Source organism: Catenuloplanes indicus (assembly GCF_030813715.1).
Classification (GTDB): domain Bacteria; phylum Actinomycetota; class Actinomycetes; order Mycobacteriales; family Micromonosporaceae; genus Catenuloplanes; species Catenuloplanes indicus.
Map to the genome: position 1 here is coordinate 7,602,368 of NZ_JAUSUZ010000001.1, position 23,229 is coordinate 7,625,596.

23 protein-coding genes are annotated in these 23,229 nt (G+C 73.3%); 14 read left to right on the top strand and 9 right to left on the bottom strand.

Going from position 1 to position 23,229, the window contains the following annotated elements:
- Nucleotides 1-222 precede the first annotated feature (222 nt).
- The gene (locus tag J2S42_RS33855) at nt 223-1,413 is read left to right on the top strand and encodes an MFS transporter (protein ID WP_307245823.1); all 1,191 of its coding nucleotides are present in this window, start codon (nt 223-225) and stop codon (nt 1,411-1,413) included.
- Nucleotides 1,410-2,561 (top strand): FAD-dependent monooxygenase, encoded by a 1,152-nt coding sequence (locus J2S42_RS33860; RefSeq protein WP_307245825.1) that lies wholly within the window; start codon nt 1,410-1,412, stop codon nt 2,559-2,561. The genes J2S42_RS33855 and J2S42_RS33860 overlap by 4 nt, the downstream gene beginning before the upstream one ends.
- Here J2S42_RS33860 and J2S42_RS33865 read toward each other — a convergent pair.
- Together J2S42_RS33865 and J2S42_RS33870 are read right to left on the bottom strand one after the other, a co-directional pair.
- Nucleotides 2,516-3,181 carry a response regulator transcription factor gene (locus tag J2S42_RS33865; RefSeq protein ID WP_307245827.1) on the bottom strand — a complete coding sequence of 222 codons (666 nt, stop codon included), beginning with the start codon at nt 3,179-3,181 and terminating at the stop codon, nt 2,516-2,518. The genes J2S42_RS33860 and J2S42_RS33865 overlap by 46 nt on opposite strands.
- Nucleotides 3,178-4,275: a sensor histidine kinase gene (locus tag J2S42_RS33870; protein ID WP_307245828.1), complete on the bottom strand. Its 1,098-nt coding sequence runs from the start codon at nt 4,273-4,275 to the stop codon at nt 3,178-3,180. Before J2S42_RS33870 ends, J2S42_RS33865 begins: the two co-directional genes overlap by 4 nt.
- A 382-nt stretch (nt 4,276-4,657) precedes the next feature.
- Between J2S42_RS33870 and J2S42_RS33875 the strand changes: the two genes are divergently transcribed.
- The 8 genes from J2S42_RS33875 to J2S42_RS33910 all read left to right on the top strand — a co-directional run bounded on the left by J2S42_RS33875 (nt 4,658) and on the right by J2S42_RS33910 (nt 13,694).
- Entirely contained in the window at nt 4,658-5,914 is a 1,257-nt protein-coding gene (locus tag J2S42_RS33875; RefSeq protein WP_307245830.1) for an NAD(P)/FAD-dependent oxidoreductase, read from the top strand.
- Complete coding sequence (locus J2S42_RS33880) at nt 5,911-6,324, top strand: (2Fe-2S)-binding protein (RefSeq protein ID WP_307245832.1); 414 nt, start codon at nt 5,911-5,913, stop codon at nt 6,322-6,324. The genes J2S42_RS33875 and J2S42_RS33880 overlap by 4 nt, the downstream gene beginning before the upstream one ends.
- Entirely contained in the window at nt 6,321-7,928 is a 1,608-nt protein-coding gene (locus J2S42_RS33885) for an FAD/NAD(P)-dependent oxidoreductase (RefSeq protein WP_307245834.1), read from the top strand. Before J2S42_RS33880 ends, J2S42_RS33885 begins: the two co-directional genes overlap by 4 nt.
- Complete coding sequence (locus J2S42_RS33890) at nt 7,925-8,848, top strand: dihydrodipicolinate synthase family protein (protein WP_307245836.1); 924 nt, start codon at nt 7,925-7,927, stop codon at nt 8,846-8,848. The genes J2S42_RS33885 and J2S42_RS33890 overlap by 4 nt, the downstream gene beginning before the upstream one ends.
- Nucleotides 8,849-9,853, top strand: coding sequence for a proline racemase family protein (locus J2S42_RS33895; protein WP_307245838.1), 1,005 nt, complete (start codon nt 8,849-8,851; stop codon nt 9,851-9,853).
- 13 nt (nt 9,854-9,866) lie between these two features.
- On the top strand, nt 9,867-11,246 hold the full coding sequence (locus tag J2S42_RS33900; protein WP_307245839.1) for an aldehyde dehydrogenase (NADP(+)): 1,380 nt from the start codon (nt 9,867-9,869) through the stop codon (nt 11,244-11,246).
- 82 nt (nt 11,247-11,328) lie between these two features.
- Entirely contained in the window at nt 11,329-11,997 is a 669-nt protein-coding gene (locus J2S42_RS33905; protein WP_307245841.1) for a GntR family transcriptional regulator, read from the top strand.
- Nucleotides 11,998-12,419: 422 nt separating this feature from the next.
- Nucleotides 12,420-13,694, top strand: a complete 1,275-nt coding sequence (locus J2S42_RS33910; RefSeq protein WP_307245843.1) for an alpha/beta fold hydrolase — start codon at nt 12,420-12,422, stop codon at nt 13,692-13,694.
- A gap of 82 nt (nt 13,695-13,776) precedes the next feature.
- Here J2S42_RS33910 and J2S42_RS33915 read toward each other — a convergent pair whose 3' ends face one another.
- Together J2S42_RS33915 and J2S42_RS33920 are read right to left on the bottom strand one after the other, a co-directional pair.
- Nucleotides 13,777-14,655, bottom strand: a complete 879-nt coding sequence (locus tag J2S42_RS33915; protein ID WP_307245845.1) for a sulfotransferase domain-containing protein — start codon at nt 14,653-14,655, stop codon at nt 13,777-13,779.
- Nucleotides 14,656-14,739: 84 nt separating this feature from the next.
- Nucleotides 14,740-15,579 (bottom strand): helix-turn-helix transcriptional regulator, encoded by an 840-nt coding sequence (locus J2S42_RS33920; protein ID WP_307245846.1) that lies wholly within the window; start codon nt 15,577-15,579, stop codon nt 14,740-14,742.
- 136 nt (nt 15,580-15,715) lie between these two features.
- Between J2S42_RS33920 and J2S42_RS33925 the strand changes: the two genes are divergently transcribed.
- A complete protein-coding gene (locus J2S42_RS33925) occupies nt 15,716-16,921 on the top strand; it encodes a phospholipase D-like domain-containing protein (protein WP_307245848.1) in 1,206 nt (401 codons plus the stop codon).
- A gap of 133 nt (nt 16,922-17,054) precedes the next feature.
- Here J2S42_RS33925 and J2S42_RS33930 read toward each other — a convergent pair whose 3' ends face one another.
- The gene (locus J2S42_RS33930) at nt 17,055-17,705 is read right to left on the bottom strand and encodes a DUF6082 family protein (protein WP_307245850.1); all 651 of its coding nucleotides are present in this window, start codon (nt 17,703-17,705) and stop codon (nt 17,055-17,057) included.
- A gap of 356 nt (nt 17,706-18,061) precedes the next feature.
- Here J2S42_RS33930 and J2S42_RS42050 point away from each other — a divergent pair, with 356 nt between their 5' ends.
- Nucleotides 18,062-18,268: a DUF397 domain-containing protein gene (locus J2S42_RS42050; RefSeq protein ID WP_370879317.1), complete on the top strand. Its 207-nt coding sequence runs from the start codon at nt 18,062-18,064 to the stop codon at nt 18,266-18,268.
- A gap of 227 nt (nt 18,269-18,495) precedes the next feature.
- Here J2S42_RS42050 and J2S42_RS33935 read toward each other — a convergent pair whose 3' ends face one another.
- Together J2S42_RS33935 and J2S42_RS33940 are read right to left on the bottom strand one after the other, a co-directional pair.
- Nucleotides 18,496-19,164 carry a maleylpyruvate isomerase N-terminal domain-containing protein gene (locus J2S42_RS33935; protein WP_307245852.1) on the bottom strand — a complete coding sequence of 223 codons (669 nt, stop codon included), beginning with the start codon at nt 19,162-19,164 and terminating at the stop codon, nt 18,496-18,498.
- A gap of 13 nt (nt 19,165-19,177) precedes the next feature.
- The gene (locus J2S42_RS33940) at nt 19,178-19,693 is read right to left on the bottom strand and encodes a mycothiol transferase (protein WP_307245854.1); all 516 of its coding nucleotides are present in this window, start codon (nt 19,691-19,693) and stop codon (nt 19,178-19,180) included.
- A 199-nt stretch (nt 19,694-19,892) separates the two neighbouring features.
- On the opposite strand from J2S42_RS33940, the gene J2S42_RS33945 reads away from it, so the two are divergent.
- A complete protein-coding gene (locus tag J2S42_RS33945) occupies nt 19,893-20,807 on the top strand; it encodes a hypothetical protein (protein WP_307245856.1) in 915 nt (304 codons plus the stop codon).
- On the opposite strand, the gene J2S42_RS33950 is transcribed toward J2S42_RS33945, so the two are convergent.
- A complete protein-coding gene (locus J2S42_RS33950; protein WP_307245857.1) occupies nt 20,804-21,595 on the bottom strand; it encodes a class I SAM-dependent methyltransferase in 792 nt (263 codons plus the stop codon). The genes J2S42_RS33945 and J2S42_RS33950 overlap by 4 nt on opposite strands.
- Before the next feature lie 48 nt (nt 21,596-21,643).
- Here J2S42_RS33950 and J2S42_RS33955 point away from each other — a divergent pair, with 48 nt between their 5' ends.
- Nucleotides 21,644-22,216, top strand: a complete 573-nt coding sequence (locus J2S42_RS33955) for a helix-turn-helix domain-containing protein (protein ID WP_307245859.1) — start codon at nt 21,644-21,646, stop codon at nt 22,214-22,216.
- A gap of 16 nt (nt 22,217-22,232) precedes the next feature.
- On the opposite strand, the gene J2S42_RS33960 is transcribed toward J2S42_RS33955, so the two are convergent.
- Nucleotides 22,233-23,159 (bottom strand): helix-turn-helix transcriptional regulator, encoded by a 927-nt coding sequence (locus J2S42_RS33960; protein WP_307245861.1) that lies wholly within the window; start codon nt 23,157-23,159, stop codon nt 22,233-22,235.
- Nucleotides 23,160-23,229: the final 70 nt, after the last annotated feature.

Here is a 23,229-nt window from a genome sequence, read left to right on the forward strand (position 1 = left end):
CAATCCTGTCCCTCCGAAGAGGACGGATCTAGAATCGCGCGCCCGCGGGCCGCGCCGGTCACTGTGTCGTGCCGGACGGCAGCGAGTGACGCCTCGATCCCGGTCGTCGACCCGGTTGACGGGCTCGCCGGAGTTCGTCGCGCATGCCCTGGTGCAGATGCACTACATCGGATGGTTGCCGAGCACGATGTCGCAGGCGTGCCGGCGCGGCAGGGTCGAGGGGTGTCCACAACACGTGTCGCTCCCGCCCGGATCGGGCGGCTGTCCATCGGGGCCCTGGGCGTGCTGGCGCTCGCTCTCGGCACCCTGCAATCGGTGGTGGAGCCCGCGCTCCCGCTGCTGCAACGGGAACTGGGCGTCAGCCCTTCCGCGGGCGCGCTGGTCGCCAATTCGCTGCTGATCACCGGCGCGATCGCCGCGCCGGTGGCCGGGCGGCTCGGCGACCGCTACGGCGGGCGGCGGGTGCTGGCCGGGCTGATGGCCATGGTCTCGGCCGGCGGGCTGCTCGCCGCCACCGCACCGAATCTGCCGATGCTCCTGCTCGGCCAGCTGCTGCAGGGCGTGATGATCGGAGCGTTGCCGCTCTCCTTCATCCTGGTCCGCAGGCACCTGCCGGCCGGGCGGTCGCAGGCGGTGATAGGTGTGGTCGTCGCGTTGTTCACCGGTGGCGGCATCGTGGGGACCGCGGTCGCCGGGCCGATCGCCGAAGGGCTGTCCTGGCAGTGGATGTTCGCGCTGCCGACGTTGGTGATCATGGGGGCCACGCTGGCCGTCCTCCGGCTGATGCCGGACGATCCACCGGTCCGGGCGGAGCGGGCCAGGAGGTCACGTACGGTGCTGCCGGCCGGTGCCTACCTGCTCACCTTCGTCGTCACCGCGAGCTTCGGCATGGTCACCTTCCTGGTCCCGCAGCTGTTCGCGGCGTCCGGTGACGGGTACGGCCTCGGCCTCGGCACCACCCAGATCGGCTTGCTCCTGCTGCCCGGCGCGATCGCCGGCGTGCTGGCCGACTCGGTCGGCGGGGTCGCGGCCCGGCGGTTCGGCCCGCGTGCCGTGGTCGTCACCGGCGCCGTGTTCACCGTGGCCGCGATGGCCGGCCTGGTGCTGATGCACGACGCCGCCTGGCAGCTGGCGCTGGCCAAGGCGGTTACCGCGGTCGCGGCCGGCGCCGGCACCACGGCGCTGCTGGCCGGCACCGTGTCCACCGTCGATGCCGACCACACCGGCGCCGCCACCAGCCTGCTGGTGGTCACCCGGGTGGCCGGCATCGCCGTCGGCGCCCAGGTCGCCGGCGTGATCCTCGGCTCCGGGACCGGGGAGCCCGCGTTCGTCACCGGTTTCGCGGTCGCCGGTGCGGTTGCCGCGCTGGCGCTCTTCTCCGTTCGCACCACCAACAGGGAGGTTCAGCAATGACAAGGGTACTGATCTCGGGAGCCAGCATCGCCGGGCCTGCGGTGGCGTACTGGCTCGCCCGGTCCGGGTTCGAGGTGACCGTGGTCGAGAAGGCGGGCGCGCTGCGCGGTGGCGGCTACCCGATCGACATCCGCGGCTCCGCGCTGGAGGTGGCCCGGCGGATGGGGATCCTGCCACGTCTGCGCGAGGCGCACGTGGACGTGCGCCGCCTGACGTTCTTCGGCGACGACGGCGGCCGGATCGCCTCGGTCCGGCCGGCGGCGCACGGCGAGGATGTCGAGGTGCGCCGCGGCGATCTCGCCGAGAGCCTGTACGCGCTGGTCCGGGACGACGTGGAATTCCTGTTCGGCGACTCGATCGACACGCTGGGCGAACCCGGGGACGTGACGTTCCGTAGCGGGCGGCAACGCTCGTTCGACCTGGTGATCGGCGCGGACGGGACACACTCCCGTACCCGGGAGGCGGTGTTCGGGCCCGAGGACCGGTTCCATCGTTACCTCGGCTACTGCTTCGCGATCTTCACCACGCCGAACACCTGGGGGCTGTCCCGGGAGATCCTGATGTGGAACGGCCCGGGCCGGGCCGCCGCGCTCTACGCCACGCGGGACGAGCTGCACGCCTTCTTCACCTTCCACCGGCCGCAGCCGCCGGTCGAGGTGCTGCGGGACCCGGCCGCGCAGCGGGAACTGGTCGCGGAGACGTTCGCGGACGCGGGGTGGGAGATCCCGCGCATGGTGGAGGCGATGCGGGGCGCGGACGACATGTTCTTCGACACGGTCGGGCAGATCCGCATGCCGGGGTGGTCGCGGGGGCGCGTCGCGCTCGTCGGGGACGCCGCGTACACGCCGTCGTTCCTCACCGGCCAGGGCTCCAGCCTCGCGCTGTCCGGGGCCTACCTGCTCGCACACTCGCTGGCCACTCACCCGGACCACGTCGAGGCCTTCGCCGCGTACGAGCGCGAGATGCGCGGATACGTGGCGGTCAACCAGGCGCTGGCCGACAACGGCGCCGCGCTCTTCCCGGTCACCCGGGACGCGCTGGAACAGCGCAACCGGACGCTGCGCGGGCTGGACGCCATGCCGGCCACGGCGGCGCAGCCGGCCTACTCGGCGCTGGTGCTGCCGCCGGAGGCCAGCCCGGTGCGGTAGGCGATGACGACGAGCTGCGCGCGGTCGCGGGCGTGCAGCTTCGTCATCGCGCGCTGCACGTGGGCCCGGACGGTGAACGGGCTGACCACCATCCGTTCCGCTATCTCCTGATTGGACAGACCGGTCGCGACCAGCGCGACCATCTCGCGCTCGCGCGGGGTGAGCGAGTCGTGGACGGCGGCCTGGCCCGGACCGGCCAGGAAACGGGAGATCAGGGAGCGGGTGGCGGCGGGGGAGAGCAAGCTGTCCCCGGCGGCGATCGTGCGGACCGCGTCCAGCAGCTCCTTCGCGCCGACGCCCTTGCCGAGGAACCCGCTCGCGCCCGCCCGCAGAGCCCGGGCCACGTGCTCGTCGGTCTCGTACGTGGTGAGGATCAGCACCCGGCTGGCGCGCAGCCGCGGATCCTCGCTGATGCGGGCGGTGGCGGTGAGCCCGTCCACGCCGGGCATCCGGATGTCCATGATCACCACGTCCGGGCGCAGCTCCCGGGTGAGCCGTACGGCCTGCTCGCCGTTGGCGGCCTCGCCGACGACGGTGATGTCGTCCGCGCTGTCGAGCAGCAGCCGGAACGCGTCCCGGAGCAGGGCCTGGTCGTCGGCGAGCAGCACCCGGACGGTCACGCCGGCCCCTGCAGCGGCAACTCGGCGGTGACCAGGAAGCCGCCCTCCGGACGGGGGCCGGCGGCGAAGCGCCCGCCGGCCGCGGTGGCGCGTTCCCGCATCCCGATCAGCCCGTACCCGGGTGCGGGGCCGGCACCGGTTCCGTCATCGGTGACGGTCACGGTCAGCAGGTCCGGCGTCCACGCCAGGCCGACCCGGGCGGCTCCGGTGGCGGCGTGTTTGGTCACGTTGGTCAGCGCCTCCTGCACGATCCGGTACGCGGCCAGGTCCACATCCGGTGCCAGCGCCTGGGCCGGCCCCGAGGAGTGCACCGACACCTCCAGCCCCGCGCTACGGAACGCGTCGAGCAGCTCCGGTAGCCGGCCCAGCCCCGGCGCCGGCTCCCCGGCCACCGCGTCGTCGCCGGACTGCCGCAGCAGGCCCACCGTGGCCCGCAGCGCGTCCAGCGCATGCCCGGTCGTCTCGACCAGCTGCCGCAGGCTGACGCGGGTCTGCTCCGGGCGCACGTCGAACAGATGCTCGGCGACCGTGGCCTGCGCGTTGGCCAGGGTGATCTGGTGGGCGACCAGGTCGTGCAGCTCCCGCGCGATGCGGATCCGCTCCTCGGCGACGGCCCGCAGCGCCCGCTCCTCCAGAGCCGCCAGATAGGCACGCCGGTGCCGCACCGAGCGGCCGAGCACGCCGGCCACCGGCGGTAGCACCGCCATCAGCACCATCCTCGTCGCATCCCGCCAGGACAGGCTCCCGGACACCGGCGCGGCCGTCACCAGCAGCACCGCCGAGGCGAGCGAGAGCACGGCCACGACTCGCCGCTCGGTGACCGTCACCAGCGCGTACACGTAGGTGGCGACCAGGGCCGGTGCCACGATCAGCGGGGTCGACAACATCCCGAGGGGCTGCGCCAGCGCGCCGGTGACGGTGGTGCCGGCCAGCGCCGCCAGCGGCGCCCGATGCCGCAGCGTCAGGGCGGTGCAGGACAACACGGCGACGAGGTACGCGCCGGGCCGTGGCGCGGCGACCGCGCCGTCCGCCTGGATGGAGCCGCCGAGCAGGCAGAGCGCGAACGCCACCGTAACGACCGCCGCCTTCGCCACCGGACCAGCCTATCGGGTGCGGTGGATGCCGGATCGACGCGCGAACCTCGCCGACCCGCGCACACCCACGCCGGTGGCCGCGAATCGACGCCGCGGCCTCCACCGGTCCACGCGGCCGGGATCGGGTGGCCGGCGCGGAGTCATGCGATGCCGGGCTGCCGCCGGTGCGGACCGCCGGACCGCGCCGAACGAGCCGTGGTTGAGGTGGAGCGTTCCGGCGGACAGCGGCCGATCGGCGTTCATCGGCTCCGCACTCAGTAGAATATTACTACTCCGATCATGCTTAGGCGGCGTACCCTCGTGGTGTCAAGGTCCTGAACACTGCGAACTTCTCCTGGTGGAATCTGTTCTGCTGAGCTGGGGCATGTGACATATTACTGGCGTGTCCCAGGGTGGGAAGGTGGTCATCGTCGGAGCCGGCATGGTCGGCGCCGCGACCGCGCGCGTGCTCGCTCGCTCCGGCGCCGACGTGGTCGTCGTCGACCGCGGCCCGAGCGCGGGTGGCACGTCCTCCGGCGGCGAGGGCAACATCCTGGTCTCCGACAAGGGCCCCGGTGCGGAGCTGCGTCTCACTCAGCGGTCGCTGGCCGCGTGGGCGCGCGTGCGTGCCGAACTACGCGACGAACTGCCCGCCGGTTTCCCCGACCTGGAGTTCGAGGCCAAGGGCGGCCTGGTCGCCGCGACCACCGAGGCCGGCGCGGCCGCGCTGCTGGCGTTCGCCGCGTCCCAGCGCGCCGCCGGAGTGATCGCCGAGGTGGTCGACGGCGACCGCGCGCACGAGCTGGAGCCGGACCTCACCCGCGCGCTGACCGCCGCGGTCTACTACCCGCAGGACGCGCAGGTGCAGCCGGTGATCGCGACCGAGGCGCTGCTCGCGGCCGCCCGCCGGCACGGTGCCCGGGTGCTGCAGGGCGTCGAGGTCCTCGGCCCGGTCCTCTCCGGACAAACCGTGACGGGGGTACGGACCGCGGCCGGCACGCTGCCCGCGGACGCCGTGGTGATCGCGGCGGGCCCGTGGTCCGGCGAGGTCGCCGCGCGCTTCGGCGTGCCGCTGCCGGTCCGCCCGCGCCGCGGCACCGTGCTGGTCACCGCGCGGATGCGGCAGCGCGTGTTCCACAAGGTCTACGACGCGGACTACGTCGGCGCGGTCGGCTCCGGCGCGTCCGGCCTGATGGTCTCCAGCGTGGTCGAGTCCACCGCGGCCGGCACCGTGCTGATCGGCTCGTCCCGCGAACGCCGCGGCTTCGACGACCGGATCGAGGCCCGCGTACTGGCCGCGCTCGCCGCCAAGGCGCTGCTGCTGTTCCCGTTCCTGGCGGACGTGCCGGTGATGCGCGCGTACGGCGGCTTCCGCCCGTTCGTCCCGGACCATCTGCCGGTGATCGGCGAGGACCCGCGCCGCCCCGGCCTGTGGCACGCCACCGGCCACGAGGGCGCCGGCATCGGTCTCAGCCTCGCCACCGCCGACCTGCTCCACGACGCGATGCTCGGCGGCGATCCCGGCGGCGGCGCCGGTTCCGGCGACCTCGCCGGTACCGGCGGTCCCGGCCGGCCGAGCGGGTCCGGAGACGATCTCGCCGCCGCGTTCCGTCCGGACCGGCCGAGCCTGCGGCCGCACCTGGAAGGAACCACCGCATGACGGGTCCCTATCGCATCGCGCCCGCGCGGGATCCGGTCGCGCCCGCGGACGGCGGCGCGATCGCGCTGACCGTGGACGGCGAGACCGTCACCGGCCGCGCCGGCCAGACGATCGCCGGTGTGCTGCTGGCCGCCGGCCGCGTCTCTTGGCGGACCAGCCCGCGCAGCGGCCGCCCGCGCGGCGTCTTCTGCGGCATCGGCGTCTGCTTCGACTGCCTCGTCGTCGTCAACGGCCTCCGTGACGTCCGCGCCTGCCAGCGCCGCGCCACCGACGGCGACGTGATCACCCGCCAGGACGACGCCGATGAGCCGGGCGGCCACGCCGCCGCGCCGCATGACGGTGGCGGCCCGGGGAGCTCCGCGGCTGGGCCGGCGAGCGGGGAGCAATTCGGTGCGGGAGGTGCGCGGTGACGGAGAGCGTGCCGGTGCTGGTCGTCGGCGGCGGGCCGGCCGGGATGGCGGCGGCGCTGGCCGCGCGGCGGCACGGTGCCCGCGTGGTGCTGGTCGAGGCCGGCGACGACCTCGGCGGGCAGTTCTGGCGGCACCTGCCGGCCGAGCGTGCCGGCGCGCGCGAGGAGCTGCTGCATCACGGCTGGCGGCGGTTCCGGCGGATGCGGGCGGCGCTGCTGGGCGACGACGGCTGCGAGGTCGTGCTGAACGGGCACGTCTGGTCGGCCGGCCGGCGGGACGGCACGCCGCCGCTGATCCACGTGGTGGCCGGCGAGCCGGACGGGAGCGGGCGCCCGCCGCGCACGTTCGACCCGGCCGCGCTGATCCTCGCGACCGGCGCGCAGGAGCGCACGCTGCCGTTCCCCGGCTGGGACCTGCCCGGTGTCTTCACCGCCGGTGCCGCGCAGGCACTGGCCAAGGGCGAGCGGGTCGCGGTCGGCCGCCGGGTGCTGGTCGCCGGCGCCGGGCCGTTCCTGCTGCCGGTGGCGCGGAGCCTGATCCGTACCGGTGCGCAGGTCGTGGGTGTGGTCGAGGCCGCCGGACGGCGGCAGCTGGCCACGGGCTGGGGTGCGAGGCCCTGGCGGCTGTTCGCCGCGAGCGCTAAGGCCGCAGAGCTCGGCGGATACGTGTGGGACCTGGCCGCGAAGCGGATTCCCTATCTGACCGGTGCGGCCGTGATCACCGCGCACGGCACCGGCCGGGTCGAGGCCGTCACCGTCGCCGGCCTCAGCCCGGACTGGGCGCCGCGGCCCGGCACCGAACGCCGGATCGAGGCCGACGCGGTCTGCGTCAGCCACGGCTTCGTGCCGCGCACCGAGCTGGCGGTGGCCGCGGGCTGCGCCACCGGCCCGGACGGCGCGGTGACCGTCGACGCCGGCCAGCGCACGTCCGTGGCCGGCGTGTTCACCGCGGGCGAGCTGACCGGCATCGGCGGCGTCGACCTGGCGCTGGCCGAGGGCGAGATCGCCGGTGCGGTCGCCGCTGGTGGCCGTCCGGCCGGGCGTGCGCTCCGGGCCCGCCGGGTGTTCCGCGAGTTCGCCGGACGGCTGGCCGCCGCGCACCGGATCGGTGCCGGCTGGCAGGCGTGGCTGGACGACACGACCACGGTCTGCCGCTGCGAGGACGTGACCGCCGGTGACCTGCGCCGCGCCGCGCGGCTGACCGAGGCGCGCGGCCTGCGTTCGCTCAAGCTCACCACCCGCGCCGGCCTCGGCATCTGCCAGGGCCGCACCTGCGGCCGCGCGGTCGAGGACATCCTCACCGCCGCCGGCCCGGGCTTGCTCGACACCGGGCGCACCGCACGGCGGCCGATCGCCGTCCCGATCCGCCTGGCCGAACTCGCCGCCACCATCGTGCCCGAGGCGTCCGGCGAGGCGGACGGCGGATCGCCGGCTGAAGCGGGCGCTCCGGCCCCGGAAACCGCCGCTTCGGTGCCGAGAGCCGCTTCGGTGCCGCGAACCGGGACGGCCGCGGCCGGCACCGGCCGGGACGGACACACCCCGAGCGATCCGCACGACAGCGTTGCCGGGAATGTCCGCAGGGGACCACAGGAGGGCCGTTCATGAGTTCCGCACCGATCGATCTGCGCGGGGTCATCGTCGCGACCGCGTTGCCGTTCAAGGAGAACGCGTCGGCGCCGGCGGGGCTGGAGGTGGATTATGACCGCTTCGCGGAGCACTGTGACTGGCTGATCGGCAACGGGTGCCGGGGCGTCGGGCCGAACGGGTCGCTGGGGGAGTACTCCGCGCTGACCGACGCGGAGCGGCGCAAGGTGGTGCAGGTCGCGGTGGAGGCCGTGGCGGGGCGCGGCGTGGTGGTGGCCGGGGTGCACGGGCCGGGCTGGCATCAGGCGAAGCACTGGGCGGAGCTGGCGGCAGAGGACGGCGCGGATGGCGTGCTGGCGCTGCCGCCGACCATGTACCGGGCCAGTGACGCGCAGGTCGTCGAGCACTTCAGTAAGATCGACGAGGTCGGCCTGCCGATCATGATCTACAACAACCCGGTCGACACCAAGGTGGACCTGGTACCGCGCCTGGTCGCGGAGATCGCCCAGCTGCCGCACGTCTCCGCGATCAAGGAGTTCAGCGGTGACGTGCGCCGGCTCTTCGAGATCCGGGAACTCTGCGACATCGACGTGGTCGCGGGCGCGGACGACGTGCTGTTCGAGCTGATGGTGGACGGTGCGGCCGGCTGGTTCGCCGGCTTCCCGAACGCGTTCCCGGCCGAGTCCGTGGAGATCTACGACCTGATGATCGCCGGTAAGGTCGCCGAGGCGCGCGAGCTCTACAAGCAGCTGGTCGCGGTGTTCCGCTGGGACTCGCGCACCGAGTTCGTCCAGGCGATCAAGCTGAGCATGGAGATGGTCGGCCGGTACGGCGGCCCGTGCCGCCCGCCGCGCGGTGCGCTCACCCCGCAGCACGACGCCCAGGTTCGCGCGGACATGCACCGCGCGATCAAGGGCCTCGAAGAATATCGAGGAAGGTAGATGAGAGCCGCGCGGATGTTCTCCGCGGTCGACTCGCACACCGAGGGCATGCCGACCCGGGTGATCACCGGCGGCATGGGCGTGATCCCGGGCGCGACCATGAACGAGCGCCGCCTGCACTTCATCGCGCACCTCGACCACATCCGCCGGCTGCTGGTGAACGAGCCACGCGGGCACGCGGCGATGAGCGGCGCGATCCTGCAGCCACCGACCCGGCCGGACGCGGACTTCGGCGTGCTCTACATCGAGGTCTCCGGCTGCCTGCCGATGTGTGGGCACGGCACGATCGGCGTCGCCACCGTGCTGGTCGAGACCGGCATGGTCGAGGTGGCCGAGCCGGTCACCACGATCCGGCTGGACACCCCGGCCGGGCTCGTGGTGGCGCAGGTCGCGGTGCAGGACGGCCGGGCGCGGCACGTCACGCTGGAGAACGTGCCGGCCTACTGCGAGCGGCTGGACGAGACGATCGCGGTGCCCGCGCTCGGCAAGGAGATCACGTACAGCCTCGCGTTCGGCGGCAACTTCTATGCCATGGTCGACCTGGAGCAGATCGGCCAGCCGTTCGACCGTGCGCACAAGCAGGAGATCCTGACCGCCGGCCTGGCGATCATGGACGCGATCAACACGCGGGTGCCGCCGAAGCACCCGACGATCGACGGCGTCGACCACTGCCACCACGTGGAGTTCATCGCGCCCGGCTCGGACGCCACGCTGTCCCGGCACGCGATGGCGATCCACCCGGGCTGGTTCGACCGGTCGCCGTGCGGCACCGGCACCTCGGCCCGGATGGCGGAGCTGCACGCGCGCGGCGAACTGCCGCTGCACCGCGACTTCGTCAACGAGTCGTTCATCGGCAGCCGGTTCACCGGCAGACTGATCGGGGAAACCGACGTCGGCGGCCGCAGAGCGGTGCTGCCGACGATCACCGGGCGGGCCTGGATCACCGGCTTCGGCCAGTACGTGCTGGACCCGGCGGACCCGTACCCCGAGGGATTCGAGTTCTGATGGGAGACGAATGGTGACTGACGTGGAGCCACTGCTCGCGGCGGCCGACGCGGCCCGGCCGGCGATGCGGAAGGCGAGCGCCGCCACCCGGGCGGACTGGCTGGACGCGGTCGCGGACGCGCTCGACGAGGCGCGGGACGAGCTGGTCCCGCTCGCGCGGGAGGAGACGCACCTGCCGGAGGCGCGGCTGACCGGCGAGCTGGGCCGGACCACGTTCCAGGCCCGGTTGTTCGCCGAGGGGCTCCGCACCGGTGAGCTGACGCCGGTCCGGGTCGATCCGGAGGATCCCGGCTGGGGCATGGGACCGCGCCCGGAGCTGCGCCGCACGGTGGTGCCGATCGGGCCGGTACTGGTGTTCGCGGCCGGCAACTTCCCGTTCGCCTTCAGCGTGTTCGGCGGCGACACCGTGTCCGCGCTGGCCGCGGGCTGCCCGGTGGTGCTCAAGGCGCATCCCGGGCATCCGCGCCTGTCCCGCCGTACCGCCGGGGTGGTGGTGGACGCACTTCGCGCCGCAGGCGCGCCGGACGGCGCGTTCGGGCTGATCGAGGGCGTCGAGGAGTCGATCACCGTGTTGCGCGATCCACGGATCCGGGCGGCCGGGTTCACCGGGTCGACGGCCGGGGGGCGCGCGCTGTTCGACATCGCGGCGTCCCGTCCGGACCCGATCCCGTTCTACGGCGAGCTGGGCAGCGTCAACCCGGTCGTGGTCACGCCGGCCGGCTGGGCCGAGCGCGGCACCGCGATCGCGGGGGAGTGGGTGGGCTCGCTGACGCTCGGCGCCGGCCAGTTCTGCACGAACCCGGGTGTGATCCTGGTGCCGGACGCGGACGCGTTCGTCGCCGCGGTCGAGCCGCCGGTGCCCGGGCGCATGCTCTCGGAGTCGATGGAGCGCAACCTCGCGGCGCGGGTCGACGAGGTCGCCGCGCTTCCCGCGGTGCACCGGGCCGCCCAGAGCGAACCCAACGACCAGGGGGTACGGACGACCGTGCTGGCCGTCTCGGCGCCCGAGGTGATGGCCGACCCGCGCGCGCTGGACGTCGAGATGTTCGGCCCGGCCGGCCTGGTGGTCGGCTACTCCTCGCAGGACGAGCTGGACGCGGTGCTGCGGCTGGTCCCCGGGCAGCTCACCGGCACGATCCAGGCGCACAGCACGGACGACGACCCGGTGGCGCGGCACGTGGCCGGCGCGCTGGAGGACCGGGCCGGGCGAATCGTCTACAACGCGTGGCCGACCGGCGTGACCGTCTCCGGCGCGCAGCACCACGGCGGTCCGTGGCCGTCCACCACGGCGCCGACCAGCACGTCGGTCGGGCTCGCCGCGATCAGCCGGTGGCAGCGCCCGGTCACCTACCAGGGCGCTCCGGCGTCGGTGCTGCCCCCGGAGCTGCGATAGAGCTCGGTCATCATCGTGTCGGCCGGGAGTACCCGGCCGGCACGATGTGACATTGTATTGTCCGGGTATGGAGCGTGGTCGGGTGAGTGCATCGGTCATCGGCCCGGTGGCCGTCGGGGCGAGCCTGCGCGGCACCGTGGAGGACGCGGTCGCGGCCGCGATCGTCTCCGGTGAGCTGGCCCCCGGCACGCTGGTCACCGCGCCCACGCTGGCCGCCCGGTTCGGCGTCTCCGCCACGCCGGTCCGCGAGGCCATGCTCAACCTGCAGAAACGCGGCTTCGTCGACGCGGTGCGGAACAAGGGCTTCCGGATCACCGACGTCAGCGAGCAGGACCTGTGGGAAATCGTCCGGATCCGGCAGGACCTGGAGGGCCCGCCGATGCGCGACGTCGCCCGCACGCTGCAGCCGGAGGCCGCGGCCGAGTTGCGGGTCAAGGCGCAGGCGATCGTGGACGCGGCCGCGGCGGCCGACCTGGCCGGCTATCTCGCCGCGGACATGGCATTCCACCTGCGGCTGCTGGAGCTGCACGGCAACCGCCGGCTGACCGAGATCGTCGAGGACCTGCGACAGCAGACGCGCATGGTCGGGCTGGCCGACATGGTCGGCACGGCCGAGCTGGCCCGGTCCGCGGCCGAGCACCACAGCCTGGTCGACCTGCTCGAGGCGCGTGACGGCCGGGGCGCGGAGACCTTGCTCAGGGCGCACATCGGTCACGTGCTCGGCTGGTGGAACGGCCGCGCCGAGGACTGATCGCCCGCACGTCACCGCCCGATGTGAGGCGGGTGTTCTTGTGTCTCCGGCCGACACATATGTGCTCGCCGTTCTCCACCGGCGCTGTGTCACATACTACTGTCTGACCTTATGCTGCCGCTGCCGGTTCATCGCGCACGACCCGCCGTCGTCCGGCGGATCGCGACCCGGGTGGCCTGATGACGAACGGCACGAGCGTCGAGAAGCGGCGACCGGGCCACCGTGTCCGGTGAACCTCGCCACGAGTACACGAAGCGCCTGCTGTGGCCGCACCCAGGATAAATCCTGGACGGGAGGCCGCGCGGCGAAGAAACGCGCGGCCCGCGCCGCTCCGGGAAGGGCCGCTTCATGAACGAGCTTGCGAGTGCATCACCGGTTCAGCACCGACCACGCCGGAACCGCGACGCTGAGGGGAGTCCGGCATGATCGAATATCCGATGCCCGGTGCGTGGGTGCGGGAGTTCACCGTCGACGTGCCGCTGGACTGGGACGCCCCGGACGCCGGCACGATCGAGCTGTTCGTGCGCGAGTTCGCCGACCCGGAGCGGCGGCACGGCGACCTGCCGCTGCTGACCTATCTGCAGGGCGGCCCCGGCGGCGCGAACCCGCGGTTCACCGGCGTCGACGGCTGGCTGGCCGAGGCGCTGCCGCACTACCGCGTGGTGCTGGTCGACCAGCGTGGCACCGGCCGCAGCTCGCCGATCGACGGTCACGTGATCGCCTCGGTCGCCGACCCCGGCGGCTACCTGCTCAAGTTCCGGGCCGACTCGATCGTCCGGGACCTTGAGCACGTGCGCCGCACCCGGTACGAGGGCCGGTGCTGGGCCACGATCGCGCAGAGCTTCGGCGGCTGGATCACGCTCACCTACCTGTCCACCGCGCCGGAGGCGCTGACCGCGTGCTACGTCTGCGGCGGCATCCCCGGCATCCCGGCCGACCCGGACGAGGTCTACCGCCACACGTTCGACCGGGCCGCCGCGAAGACCGCGGACTTCTACCGCCGATATCCGCAGGACGCCGGGACGGCCGGCGCGATCGCGGACCGGCTCGCGGCCGGCGACACCGTGCTGCCGGACGGCTCGCCGCTGTCCGTGCGGCGGTTCCAGACGCTCGGTGGCGACCTCGGCTTCGGCCGCGGCCACCTGCGCCTGCACTGGCTGGTCTCGGAGGCGTTCACCCGGGACGGCCGGCTCACCGACGGGTTCCTGGAGTCCGTGCTGGTCAGGACGTCCAACGCGACGAACCCGCTGTTCTGGACCCTGCAGGAGACGATCTACGGCGACGGTACGAACGGCCCGTTCCGCTGGTCCGCGCAGCGCGAACGGGACCGCCGTCCGGAGTTCGCCGAGGACCGCCGGCCGCTGCTGTTCACCTCCGAGATGGCGTTCCCCTGGCTGTTCCACGAGGTCCGCGCGCTGCGCCCGTTCGCGGCCGCGATGGAGCAGCTGGCCGCGGTGGAGACCTGGACGCCGCTCTACGACCCGGACCGGCTCGCGGCCAACCCGGTTCCGGTCGCGGCCGTGGTCTACCACGACGACCTGTTCGTGGACGAGGGGTTGCAGCGGCGGACGCTGGCCCGGCTCGGCAACGCGACCGCGTGGATCACCAACGAGTTTGAGCACGACGGGATCGGCAGCGGCCGTACGTTCACCCGCCTGCGGGAGATGGTCCGCGACCGAGGAGGGGAACTGAGATGACCCAGCCGCACGTCACCGGATTCCTGGCCGGGATCGGCACCGGCTGGACCGCCCGCGCGGTCGCGGTGGACACCATGCTTGCCTAGCGCAGCAACCAGGTCACCAGATCGGGCGGTGCGAGCTCGGCGACGCGGCGGTGGAAGTGGGCAAGGTCCGCCTCGCCGGCCAGCGCCACGCCCTCGCCCGACCGGCCGGACCGGAAGAACGCGGCGCGGCTGCGGAACGGGACCACGCGCGGCACCAGCTCCTCCGCCCGGGCCCGCATCCGGTCGAACGAGGCCGCCTCGACCAGCTCCGGCCAGGCGCCGTCCGGGATCGTCACGCCCAGCTGCGCGGCCAGCGCGCGCATCACGCCGGGCAGATCCGCGGAGAGGTCCGCGTAGTGCAGCAGCGCCACGTTCGGCTCGTCGCGCCGCCGCCACGCGTCGGACAGGTGCCACATCAGGTGCTGGAGCGAGTGCGGCTCGGTGCGCAGGTCCTCGACCTCCTCGTGGATCCAGCGGGAGATCCAGGCGGCCGGCTCGACCGGCTCCGGGTCGGGCATCTCCGCCGTGGTGATGCCCAGCGACGCCCGCACCACGTCCAGGTCGATGTTGCGCCACTGGTGGTAGGTGGAGAGCGCCACGTCCAGCGGATGCCGCGCCCCGACCAGGTACGTCACGTCGGCGCGCAGCGGGAGCCCGTCCAGCGGCGTGTGCGTCTTCAGGACCCGGCGGCCCGGCTGCCGGTCCAGCCCGGCGCGGATCGCCTCCACCGGCACCATCCTCATGTCCACCCACGGCGACAGGTCGTCCAGCGGCGTGCCGAGACCGGACCGGCGCAGGAGCAGCAGCGTGCAGATGGTCTGGATCCAGGTGGTGCCCGCCTTGATCGGCGTCGCCACCACGACGTCACCCGGCCGCAGCGGCACCTCGCTCCAGCGCGCGCTGTCCTCGCGGTCGTTCACGTAGTGCGTCAGCACGGTCTCTCCGTTCGCTCTCGGTGATGCCCGGCCAGTCTGGGGTGCGCGCACCCGGCCGGGCCAGGCCGGAAGGTGGTACCGGCTCTACCACGCCGCCCCGAGCCCGTCCCGGATCGCGTCCAGCTTGGCCGCGTCCGGCGAACCTGGCTCGGCCATGAACGTCAGGATCTTCAGGTCGACCCCGGGCACCATCAGCACCTCGCAGTCGACCAGGATCTCGCCGTGCACCGGGTGCTCGACCGTCTTCGTCTGCCCGAGGTGCGCGGTCACGGTCCCGGTCGTCCACAGCTCGCGGAACCGCGCGCTCGCGGCGCACATCTCGTCCACCATGGACGCGAGAAGGGCGTCCGCGGGATAGGTCGCCGCGACCGCCCGCAGGTCCGCGACCACCGCCACCTCGACCGCGGCCGAACCGCCCGGTGCGCGCAGCGGCCACGGGCCGATCTCCTCGGCCGGGTCCCCGGTCAGGAACGAGGCGGCGGCCAGGTTGTCGTACGGCCAGTGGTAGCCGGCCGGGTCACCGGCGGTCGCGGACCACATCCGGTTCCAGTGCACCAGCGTCCAGTCCGCGGCGAACACGGCCACCGGCAGGTCCCGCAACCGGTCGACCAGCCGCCGTGCGCCCGGTGGCAATGCCCGCGGCACGTCGCCGGCCGGGGGTGTCAGGCCGGCCGCGCGGTAGAGGTGGTCACGTTCCGACGGCGTCAGCCGCAACGCCCGCGACAGCGCGCCCACCACCTGCGCGGACGGCGTGCTGGCGCGGCCCTGCTCGAGCTGTTTCACGTACTCGGCGGAGAGCCCCGCCAGCCGGGCCAGTTCGGCACGCCGCAGCCCGGTCACCCGCCGTGCCGTACCGCCGTCGATGCCCACGTCGCCCGGCCTGGTCCGCTTGCGCCAGCCGTGCAGAGTCTCGCCGAATCCCATACCGCCCACCCGATCACACGCGCGCACCCGGGCCGGCTCGCGGGTGCTTTGTCCTTTGGGGATAGCGAGACGGATTCGCATGTGTCATGCTGCCCAACCGAAGATCCATTTCGGTTTGTGTTCAGAGGGGAGTCACATGCCGTTCACTCGGCTCATCGCGGCAGGCGCTGCCGCGATCGTCGGTGCCATGACCGGTGCGGTGATCAGCGCGGGTCCGGCGTCGGCGGCGGTCACGGAGGGTGCGGTGTTCAACAACCCGCACGTCGCGAGCGAGCAGTACAAGGTGCGGGACCACATACGCGGGCTGATAGACGGCGCCGCGGCCGGGTCCACGATCCACGTCGCGATCTACAACTTCAACGAGCAGACGGTCGCGAACAACCTGATCGCGGCGCACTCCCGCGGGGTCAACGTCAAGTTCGTGGTCAACTACGACGCGTCGCTGACCGCCGCGGTCGGCTCGCTGAAGACCGCGCTCGGCACGAACGTCGCGGCGGCGTCCTACGTCTCGGTCTGCACCCAGGACGCGGCCTGCATCGGCACCGCCGGCACGCCCATCATGCACAACAAGTTCTGGCTGTTCTCCAGCACGAACGGCTCCAGCAACGTGGTCGTCCAGTCCTCGGCGAACATCACGCCGTCGAACGCCACGAAGTACTGGAACAACGCGGTCACGCTGGTCGGCAACACCGGGCTGTACAACGCCTACGTCAAGTACCACGGTGACCTGGCGAACAAGCGGAAGAACAGCAACTACTACCACACCGAGCTCAACGGGAACGTGCGCAGCTACTTCTTCCCGCGGGCCGGCGACAGCACCAGCACCGACCTGATCTACAACATGCTCAACGAGAACGTGACCTGCGAGGGCAACACCACGGTCGGCACCTCGGTCGAGCACCGCACCATCATCCGGGTCGGCATGTTCTACTTCAGCCGCGTCGAGGTCGCCGAGAAGCTGCGCGACCTGGCCGACAAGAAGTGCTGGATCGACGTCATCTACACCGAGACCGGCGCCAGCGGCAACGTCCCCGCCGCGCTGCGCAACCACCCGCGGATCGCGCTCTACCAGGTCCCGGACAGCACCGCCCACCCGTACGTGCTGCACTCCAAGTACCTGCTGATCGAGGGCACCTACCTGGACCAGAAGGACAGCAAGTGGGTGCTGACCGGCAGCCACAACTACACGTACCCGGCGCTGCGCGAGAACGACGAGGCGATGCTCCGCATCGAGTCCAACGCCATCCACGACCAGTACCGCGCCAACTTCCGCACCATCCGCGACACCGCACTCGCCGACCCGGCCTCACCGCCGGCCGTCGACTTCAAGAACGGCAACTGATCCACCGGTACGGCGGCGGTCTCCTCCGCGGGGCCGCCGCCGGCCGGTCCTGCGAACAGGTCGTTCGATCGGCGCCGCGTCGGCTGATCCGGTTCGTCGTTGACACCGGTGTGAAGCGAGCATCCGGGCGGAGTCAGGAGTCCGTCGCGCTCGGCCGGCGCCGGGTCGCCGCCACCGCCAGGACGCCGATCAGGCCCCCGGCGACACCGGCGGCCAGGGCCGGCGCGAGGCGCGCGCGGAATGCGGCCGGTGCCGGGGCCGGTGTGTGTGGCGGTATCGGGAGCGCCGGCCCGCGGCTGATCGCGGCCTGATACTCCTCGTCCGCGATCCGGGCGAACTGGCGATGGTGCGGTAGCGACGCGGACAGCCAGAACGTCCGGGACTCCCGCCAGTGCTCACGGCCCACGGACCGCAGAAAAAGCCCGCGGGTGACCTCGTTCCGCAGCGAGTATTCGTTGGTGTGGCCGGTCTCGTAACCCGACAGCGCAAGCCGCAGCACCAGGGTGACAGAAACATAGCGTTCGTACTCGACGATGCCGAGCCGTTGTGCCTTGTCGCTGAGGACCGGCCCGAAGGTCTGCGGGTCGCTCAGCACCAGCGACGGCAGTCGCGCGTGGGCGTCTGATATGTCCTGGTCGCGTTGGACGACGATGCCGAGACTCTGGTGGGCCAGCGACACGGCGACGCCGACGACCGCGAGTATCGAGAAAATCGCCGAGGCAAGGCCGTACGCCTGGCCGATGTTGCTCAGCCTGGGCCAGTCCAGCTGGAACCAGCGGTCCATGGCCAGCATCGCGGCCGGTGAGCCCGCCGCGCACGCGATACCCGCAACGGCGGCGCAGGACAGGGCCACGGATCTGCGTGACGGGCGCTGGAGAGCCACGGTGAATCACTCCCGAATGCGTCGGCGTACTACTCACCGTATTGGAGGCGATAACGCATTGTCGTCCATGATTCGATCGAATGACTGGAAAGTGATTCTCCGGTTGTCCCGCCGTTCCCTCGGCGTTCTAGGCTACGCCGGAACGGCCCGGCGTGCCCGAAAAACGGACGAAAAGGGACCGATCGCTCGATCGTTTGATATTCAAGCCTGGGGAGGGTGTGCAAAAGGAATATGCGACAAGAGAAAGGTGAGCTGCGATGACCGTGTCTGATTCTCAGTGGATCAAATCTTCCCGCTGCCAGATGGAACAGTGCGTGGAAGTGCGCCCGGCGGGACCGTCGGGTGCCCGGGTCCGCGACTCCAAGCAGTCGCCGGACGGTCCCGTCCTGGCATTCGGCCGAGCCGGGTGGTTCGCCTACGTCGGAGGCCTGAAGAACGACGCTTTCGGCGGTGGCCGCGGGTAGCCGCGGTGGCGTGCCGGTGGCAGGAATTCCCCGGGGGTGGCTCGGAGCCCCCCGGGGTTCGCTGTGTCAGCGGGCCGCGATGGCCGCGCCGAGGACGATGAGGCGCAGGGCGCGTTCGGTGGCGTCGCACGAGACCCAGCGTGCCCGCCACCCGTGATCCGGACCTGAGAACCAGATGAGGATCCCTTCATCTCACCTGATCAGGTCTTCTCGTGTTCCGGGCGGCGTCAGCCGAGCAGTGGGAAGAGGCCGGCGGAGGTGCCCAGGGCGGTGCGGTCGGGGGTGCTGAGCGCGAGGCGGCCGGAGCCCTTCAGCAGGTAGTCCTCGATGCCCCAGTCGGGCGGGCGGACGCCGCCGTGCAGCGCCAGCAGCCCGTCCAGCGTGGCGACGGCGGGGTCGGGCGCGGCCGGGAGGCCGAGCAGCAGGTCCAGGTGGTGGATGACGGCCTCGGTGGCGAGCGTGGTGAGCAGGTCGGGGGTGGAGAGCACGTGGCCCTGGGTGGCGACGAACGCGTGCGGGGCGGCGAACGCGGCCTGCACGGCCGCGGCGGACGTCTCGGCCCACGACTCGACCAGCAGGCCCGGCTCCCGGGCGATCGAGGCGGCGCGGCGGCCGGCCCAGGCGGACGCGGCCGCGGCGCGCTCGGCGCTCGCCCAGTCCGGCGCCGGATCCGGCGTGGACCGCCAATAGGTCACGAACGTGCGGGTGGCCGGGCCGTCCGCCGGGGTGGCCAGCGCGACCAGCGCCCGTTGGGCGTCGGACGTGAGGTGGTGCACCACGTCCGCGACCGTCCAGCCGTGGCACCGGGTCGGTGCCAGCAACTCCATCGGGCTCAGCGGCGTCAGCGCCGCCGTCACCCCGTCGTACGCAGCCCGCAGCGCCTCCGCCTCCCGCATGGAGCCGATCGTGTCAGACTCCGGCCTTCGGCAGCAGCCCCCGGAGGTACGCGGCCTGGCCCGCGTGCTGCGCGTCGTCGTCGTACACGCTGACCAGCCGCACGCCGAGCGTCACCGGCGGGTCCCAGCGTTCGTCGACGACCCGGTCCAGCTCCGCGTCGGTCAGCGTGGCGATCCACGCCACGGTCCGCTCGTGCACGGCCGTGTAGTAGTCGATCAGCGCCTGCGCGTTCCGTGGCCGGACCGCGGCGACGTCGCGCGGGCCGTGCCCGTACCCCGTGTTGGCCGCGTCGGGTTTCAGGCCGAACGACTCGGCGAAGTCACCGCCGGCCCAGAGCTGCTCGGTGCCCATCACCTCGGCCACGTGGTCGTCCTGCACCCGGGTCAGGTGCCACACCAGCCACCCGATCGTGTTCGCGCCGTCGCCCGGCGCCCACCGCAGCTGCTCCGCCGTCAGCCCGTCCACCGCGCCACCGACCAGCTCCGGAAGACGCCCGAACGCGTCCAGCAGAATCTCATTCGCACGCATGACAGCCTTCCTACCCAGAAGAAACCCGGAAAAGCAAAGGGCTTGATATTCCCGCTTCCGGCATGGCCGGTTTCCGCATGCTCCCGCGGGCACCGGCCGGCCGCGGGCGGCCGGCCTGCACGTCGCGCGGTGGGTCCGGGAGATCCGGGGTGGCCGGAACGTTCAAGACAGTGCGCGGCGGCCCGGCTAGCGTCGGGGCATGACACGAGCGGACACGGAGACGATCACCCGCGCCGGGAGCTTCATCCGGCTCACCGGGCGGGTGCTGGAGCAGCGGCTGTTCGGCCACCGGTTCGAGCGCGCGGACCCGGCCGGAGTGCGGGCCGCACTGGAGGCGTACCGGGCGCCGGACGGCGGGTTCGCGTTCGGGCTGGAGCCGGACGTGCGCGGGCCGGCCGCTCAGCCGCTGGCCGTGCCGTCCGCGCTGCACCTCCTCGCGGAGATCGGGCAGCTCGACCAGGGGGCCGGTGGCGCGCTCTGCGACTGGCTGGCCCGCGTGTCCGGGCCGGGCGGTGGTGCGCCGTCGGTGCTGCCCAGCCTGGCCGCGTACCCGCATCCGCCGTTCCTGCCGGTCCCGGACCCGGGCGCGGACGTGCCCGGAGACCTGCTCGCCACCGGTCAGATCGCCGGGCCGCTGCTGGCGCACGGCATCGCGCACCCGTGGCTGGACGGCGCGGTCGCGTTCTGCTGGGCCGCGATCGACGAGATCGAGCGCACCCACCCGTACGAGGTGCGCGCGGCGCTGGACTTCCTCGACCACGCGCCGGACCGGGACCGGGCCGTCCGGGCCGCGGACCGGCTCGGACGGCTGGTCCGCGAGCAGCGGCTGGTGCCGTCCGACCCGGCGGACCCGGAGGCGGACGCCAGCATCGCGCCGGGGTACGCGCCCGGCGAGTGGACCTACGCCCACGACTACGCGCGCCGGCCGGACAGCCTGGCCGCGCGCTGGTTCACCGACAAGGAGATGACCCGCAGCCTGGAGTTCCTGGCCGGGCAGCAGGGCGCGGACGGCGGCTGGCCGATCACCTACGTCCAGTGGGCGCCGAACACCGCGACGGAGGCCCGCGCGGGGATCACGCTGCACGCGTTGCACACGCTCCGGGCCTGGGACTAACCATCGCGGCGGGCCACCCAGACCGTGCGGCCGGTGCGGACCACCGGTGCCAGGCCGGCCGCACCGCCGGCCACGATCTCGTCCAGCGTGTGCAGGTCCGCGGCGTCCAGGTGCTCGGTCAGGTGGTCGCGCATGCGGCGCAGGAACGCCAGGAAGTAGCGCCGGACCAGCTCCGCGGGCTCGCTCACCTCGATCGGGAAGTCCCGGCGGGTCGCCCGGAAGCCGAGCCGCGCAAGCGTCGCGGTCCAGTCCGGATGCGGGTCGAAACCCAGGTGCCGCTTGGCGATCGCGTCGTGCAGCCGCTGCTCCCAGGGGTCCTCGCCGAGGAACCGGAGCTGCCCGGGCATCTCGGAGACGACCAGCAGGCCGTCGCCGGGCAGCACGTCGTGGATCTGGCGCAGCAGCGCCTCCGGGTCGGGCACGTGGTGCAGCGAGAGCGCGGCCCAGACCAGATCGGGGCGGCCGGTGGCGGGCCAGCCGTGGGCCAGGTCCGCCTCCAGCGTGGTGATCCGGTCGCCGAGGCCCTGCCGTGCCGCGGCGGTGCGCAGCCGCTCCAGCATGCGCGGGGAGTTGTCGACCGCGACGATCCCGGCCGCCGGGAAGCGCGTGGCCAGCGCGAGGCTGCCGTTCCCGGTGCCGGCGCCGAGGTCGACGATCCGGGCCGGTGGGTCGGTCGCCAGCTCCGCGAGCCAGCCGGTCACCGTCCCCAGGTGGCCGGCCAGGACCGTGCCGTCGAGTTCCAGCAGCTCGGCCATGCCCGAGTCGTCGTGGTGCGCGTGTTCCGTCATGACCACGACGGTAGGCGAATCATGCGCGTAAGGCATATCGTCTTGCGTATGAAGCAAGAAGAGGGCGCGCTCGACGATCTGGTCCGGCAGCGGATCCGCAGCCTCCGGGTCGCCAAGGGGTGGTCGCTGGACGCGCTGGCCGCCCGCTGCCACCTCAGCCCGTCCACGCTCAGCCGGCTGGAGACCGGGCACCGCCGGATCGCGCTGGACCAGCTGGTGCTGCTCGCCCGCGCGCTCGGCACCACGCTCGACCAGCTGGTCGAGCCCGCGGACGACAGCGACGTGGTGATCCGCCCGACGCACGAACGCGGCTCGGGCGTCACCACCTGGCTGCTGTCCCGGGACGGCGCATCGCACGGCCGCACGGTGGCGAAGATGCGCATCGAGCCGGACCGGCCGTACGACACGCTCGGCGTGCACCCCGGCCGGGACTGGTTCACCGTGCTCTCCGGCACCGCGGTGCTGCGGCTCGGCGACCGGACCGTCTTCGTCGAGGCCGGCCAGGCCGCGGAGTTCTCCACGATGGTGCCGCACGCGATCGGTGCCCGCGGCGGCCCGTGCGAGATCCTCACCATCCTCGACCACGACGGCGAACTCGCCCACCTGGGCGACACGCAATGACCGCCCGCGACCCTGATCAGCGCAGCGCGGTCGGGGTGCGGCCGGACCAGCGGCGGAACTCGCGGGCCAGGTGCGGCTGATCGCTGTAGCCGGCGTGCACGGCCACGTCCGGCCAGGCCGCGCCGGTGCGGGCCCGGTCCAGCGCGCGGCGGAACCGGAGCACGCCGTGCAGCGTGCGTGGGCCGTAACCGACCGCGTCCGTCACTCGCCGGCGGAGCTGCCGCTCGGACAGGCCCAGGCCGGTGGCGAGCGCGGTGAGCGAGGGCGGGTGCGGGCCGTCCAGCGCCGCGACCACGCGCAGCACGGCCGGGTCCGGCAGGAAACCGCGCAGCCGCACGGCGAGCGCCCGCTCCAGCGCGCCGGCCACCGCCCAGCCACCGCCCTCGCCGGTCGCCGGGGGAACGGCCCGGGCCGCGGTCCCACCCGGCGTGCCGGCTCCCACCCGCGCGGCCGTCCCGGTTCGTGCGCCGGTGCCGGACCGCGCGCCGGACCTGCTTCGGGTCCCGTCCCCGGTACCGCTTCGCGCCCGCGCGACGGCCTCGGTCAGGGCGACGGCCTCGGTCAGGGCGACGGCCTCGGTCAGGGCGACGGCCTCGGTCAGGGCGACGGCCTCGGTCAGGGCGACGGCCTCGGCCGGGCTCCAGAGCCGGTCCAGGTCCGGCTGGGAGTCGCGGATCTCGGCCGGCGGGACGTCGCCGAGCAGCAACGCGGCCGCGCCGGCCCGCAGCCGCACCCCGGCGAACACGGTGCCGGGCGCGGCGGCGGCCAGCCGCGCGGACGTGTCCGGGCCGGCGACCGACAGGCGGCCGTCCGCGTGGTACAGATCCACGCAGCCGTCCGGTGTGATCAGCGCGGGGCCGGGCGCCGCGACCCGTACCCAGGTGCACGGCACCCACGGCGCCAGCGCCCGGACACCGGGCGGCCGCTCGCGGTAGACGCTCATCCCGCCACGGTATGCGGTCGCCGCGCGACGGGCCCGGAGGCGGGCCGGTCCGGTCCGCACGGCCGCCGGG

Excerpts from the sequence above, each read along its gene's own strand:
- J2S42_RS33895 (WP_307245838.1), top strand. The coding sequence starts at position 8,849 with ATGAGAGCCGCGCGGATGTTCTCCGCGGTCGACTCGCACACCGAGGGC.
- J2S42_RS42050 (WP_370879317.1), top strand. The coding sequence starts at position 18,062 with ATGACCGTGTCTGATTCTCAGTGGATCAAATCTTCCCGCTGCCAGATG.
- J2S42_RS33925 (WP_307245848.1), top strand. The coding sequence starts at position 15,716 with ATGCCGTTCACTCGGCTCATCGCGGCAGGCGCTGCCGCGATCGTCGGT.
- J2S42_RS33890 (WP_307245836.1), top strand. The coding sequence starts at position 7,925 with ATGAGTTCCGCACCGATCGATCTGCGCGGGGTCATCGTCGCGACCGCG.
- J2S42_RS33945 (WP_307245856.1), top strand. The coding sequence starts at position 19,893 with ATGACACGAGCGGACACGGAGACGATCACCCGCGCCGGGAGCTTCATC.
- J2S42_RS33910 (WP_307245843.1), top strand. The coding sequence starts at position 12,420 with ATGATCGAATATCCGATGCCCGGTGCGTGGGTGCGGGAGTTCACCGTC.
- J2S42_RS33935 (WP_307245852.1), bottom strand. The coding sequence starts at position 19,164 with ATGCGGGAGGCGGAGGCGCTGCGGGCTGCGTACGACGGGGTGACGGCG.
- J2S42_RS33930 (WP_307245850.1), bottom strand. The coding sequence starts at position 17,705 with ATGGACCGCTGGTTCCAGCTGGACTGGCCCAGGCTGAGCAACATCGGC.
- J2S42_RS33955 (WP_307245859.1), top strand. The coding sequence starts at position 21,644 with ATGAAGCAAGAAGAGGGCGCGCTCGACGATCTGGTCCGGCAGCGGATC.
- J2S42_RS33950 (WP_307245857.1), bottom strand. The coding sequence starts at position 21,595 with ATGACGGAACACGCGCACCACGACGACTCGGGCATGGCCGAGCTGCTG.
- J2S42_RS33880 (WP_307245832.1), top strand. The coding sequence starts at position 5,911 with ATGACGGGTCCCTATCGCATCGCGCCCGCGCGGGATCCGGTCGCGCCC.
- J2S42_RS33860 (WP_307245825.1), top strand. The coding sequence starts at position 1,410 with ATGACAAGGGTACTGATCTCGGGAGCCAGCATCGCCGGGCCTGCGGTG.
- J2S42_RS33960 (WP_307245861.1), bottom strand. The coding sequence starts at position 23,159 with ATGAGCGTCTACCGCGAGCGGCCGCCCGGTGTCCGGGCGCTGGCGCCG.
- J2S42_RS33920 (WP_307245846.1), bottom strand. The coding sequence starts at position 15,579 with ATGGGATTCGGCGAGACTCTGCACGGCTGGCGCAAGCGGACCAGGCCG.
- J2S42_RS33940 (WP_307245854.1), bottom strand. The coding sequence starts at position 19,693 with ATGCGTGCGAATGAGATTCTGCTGGACGCGTTCGGGCGTCTTCCGGAG.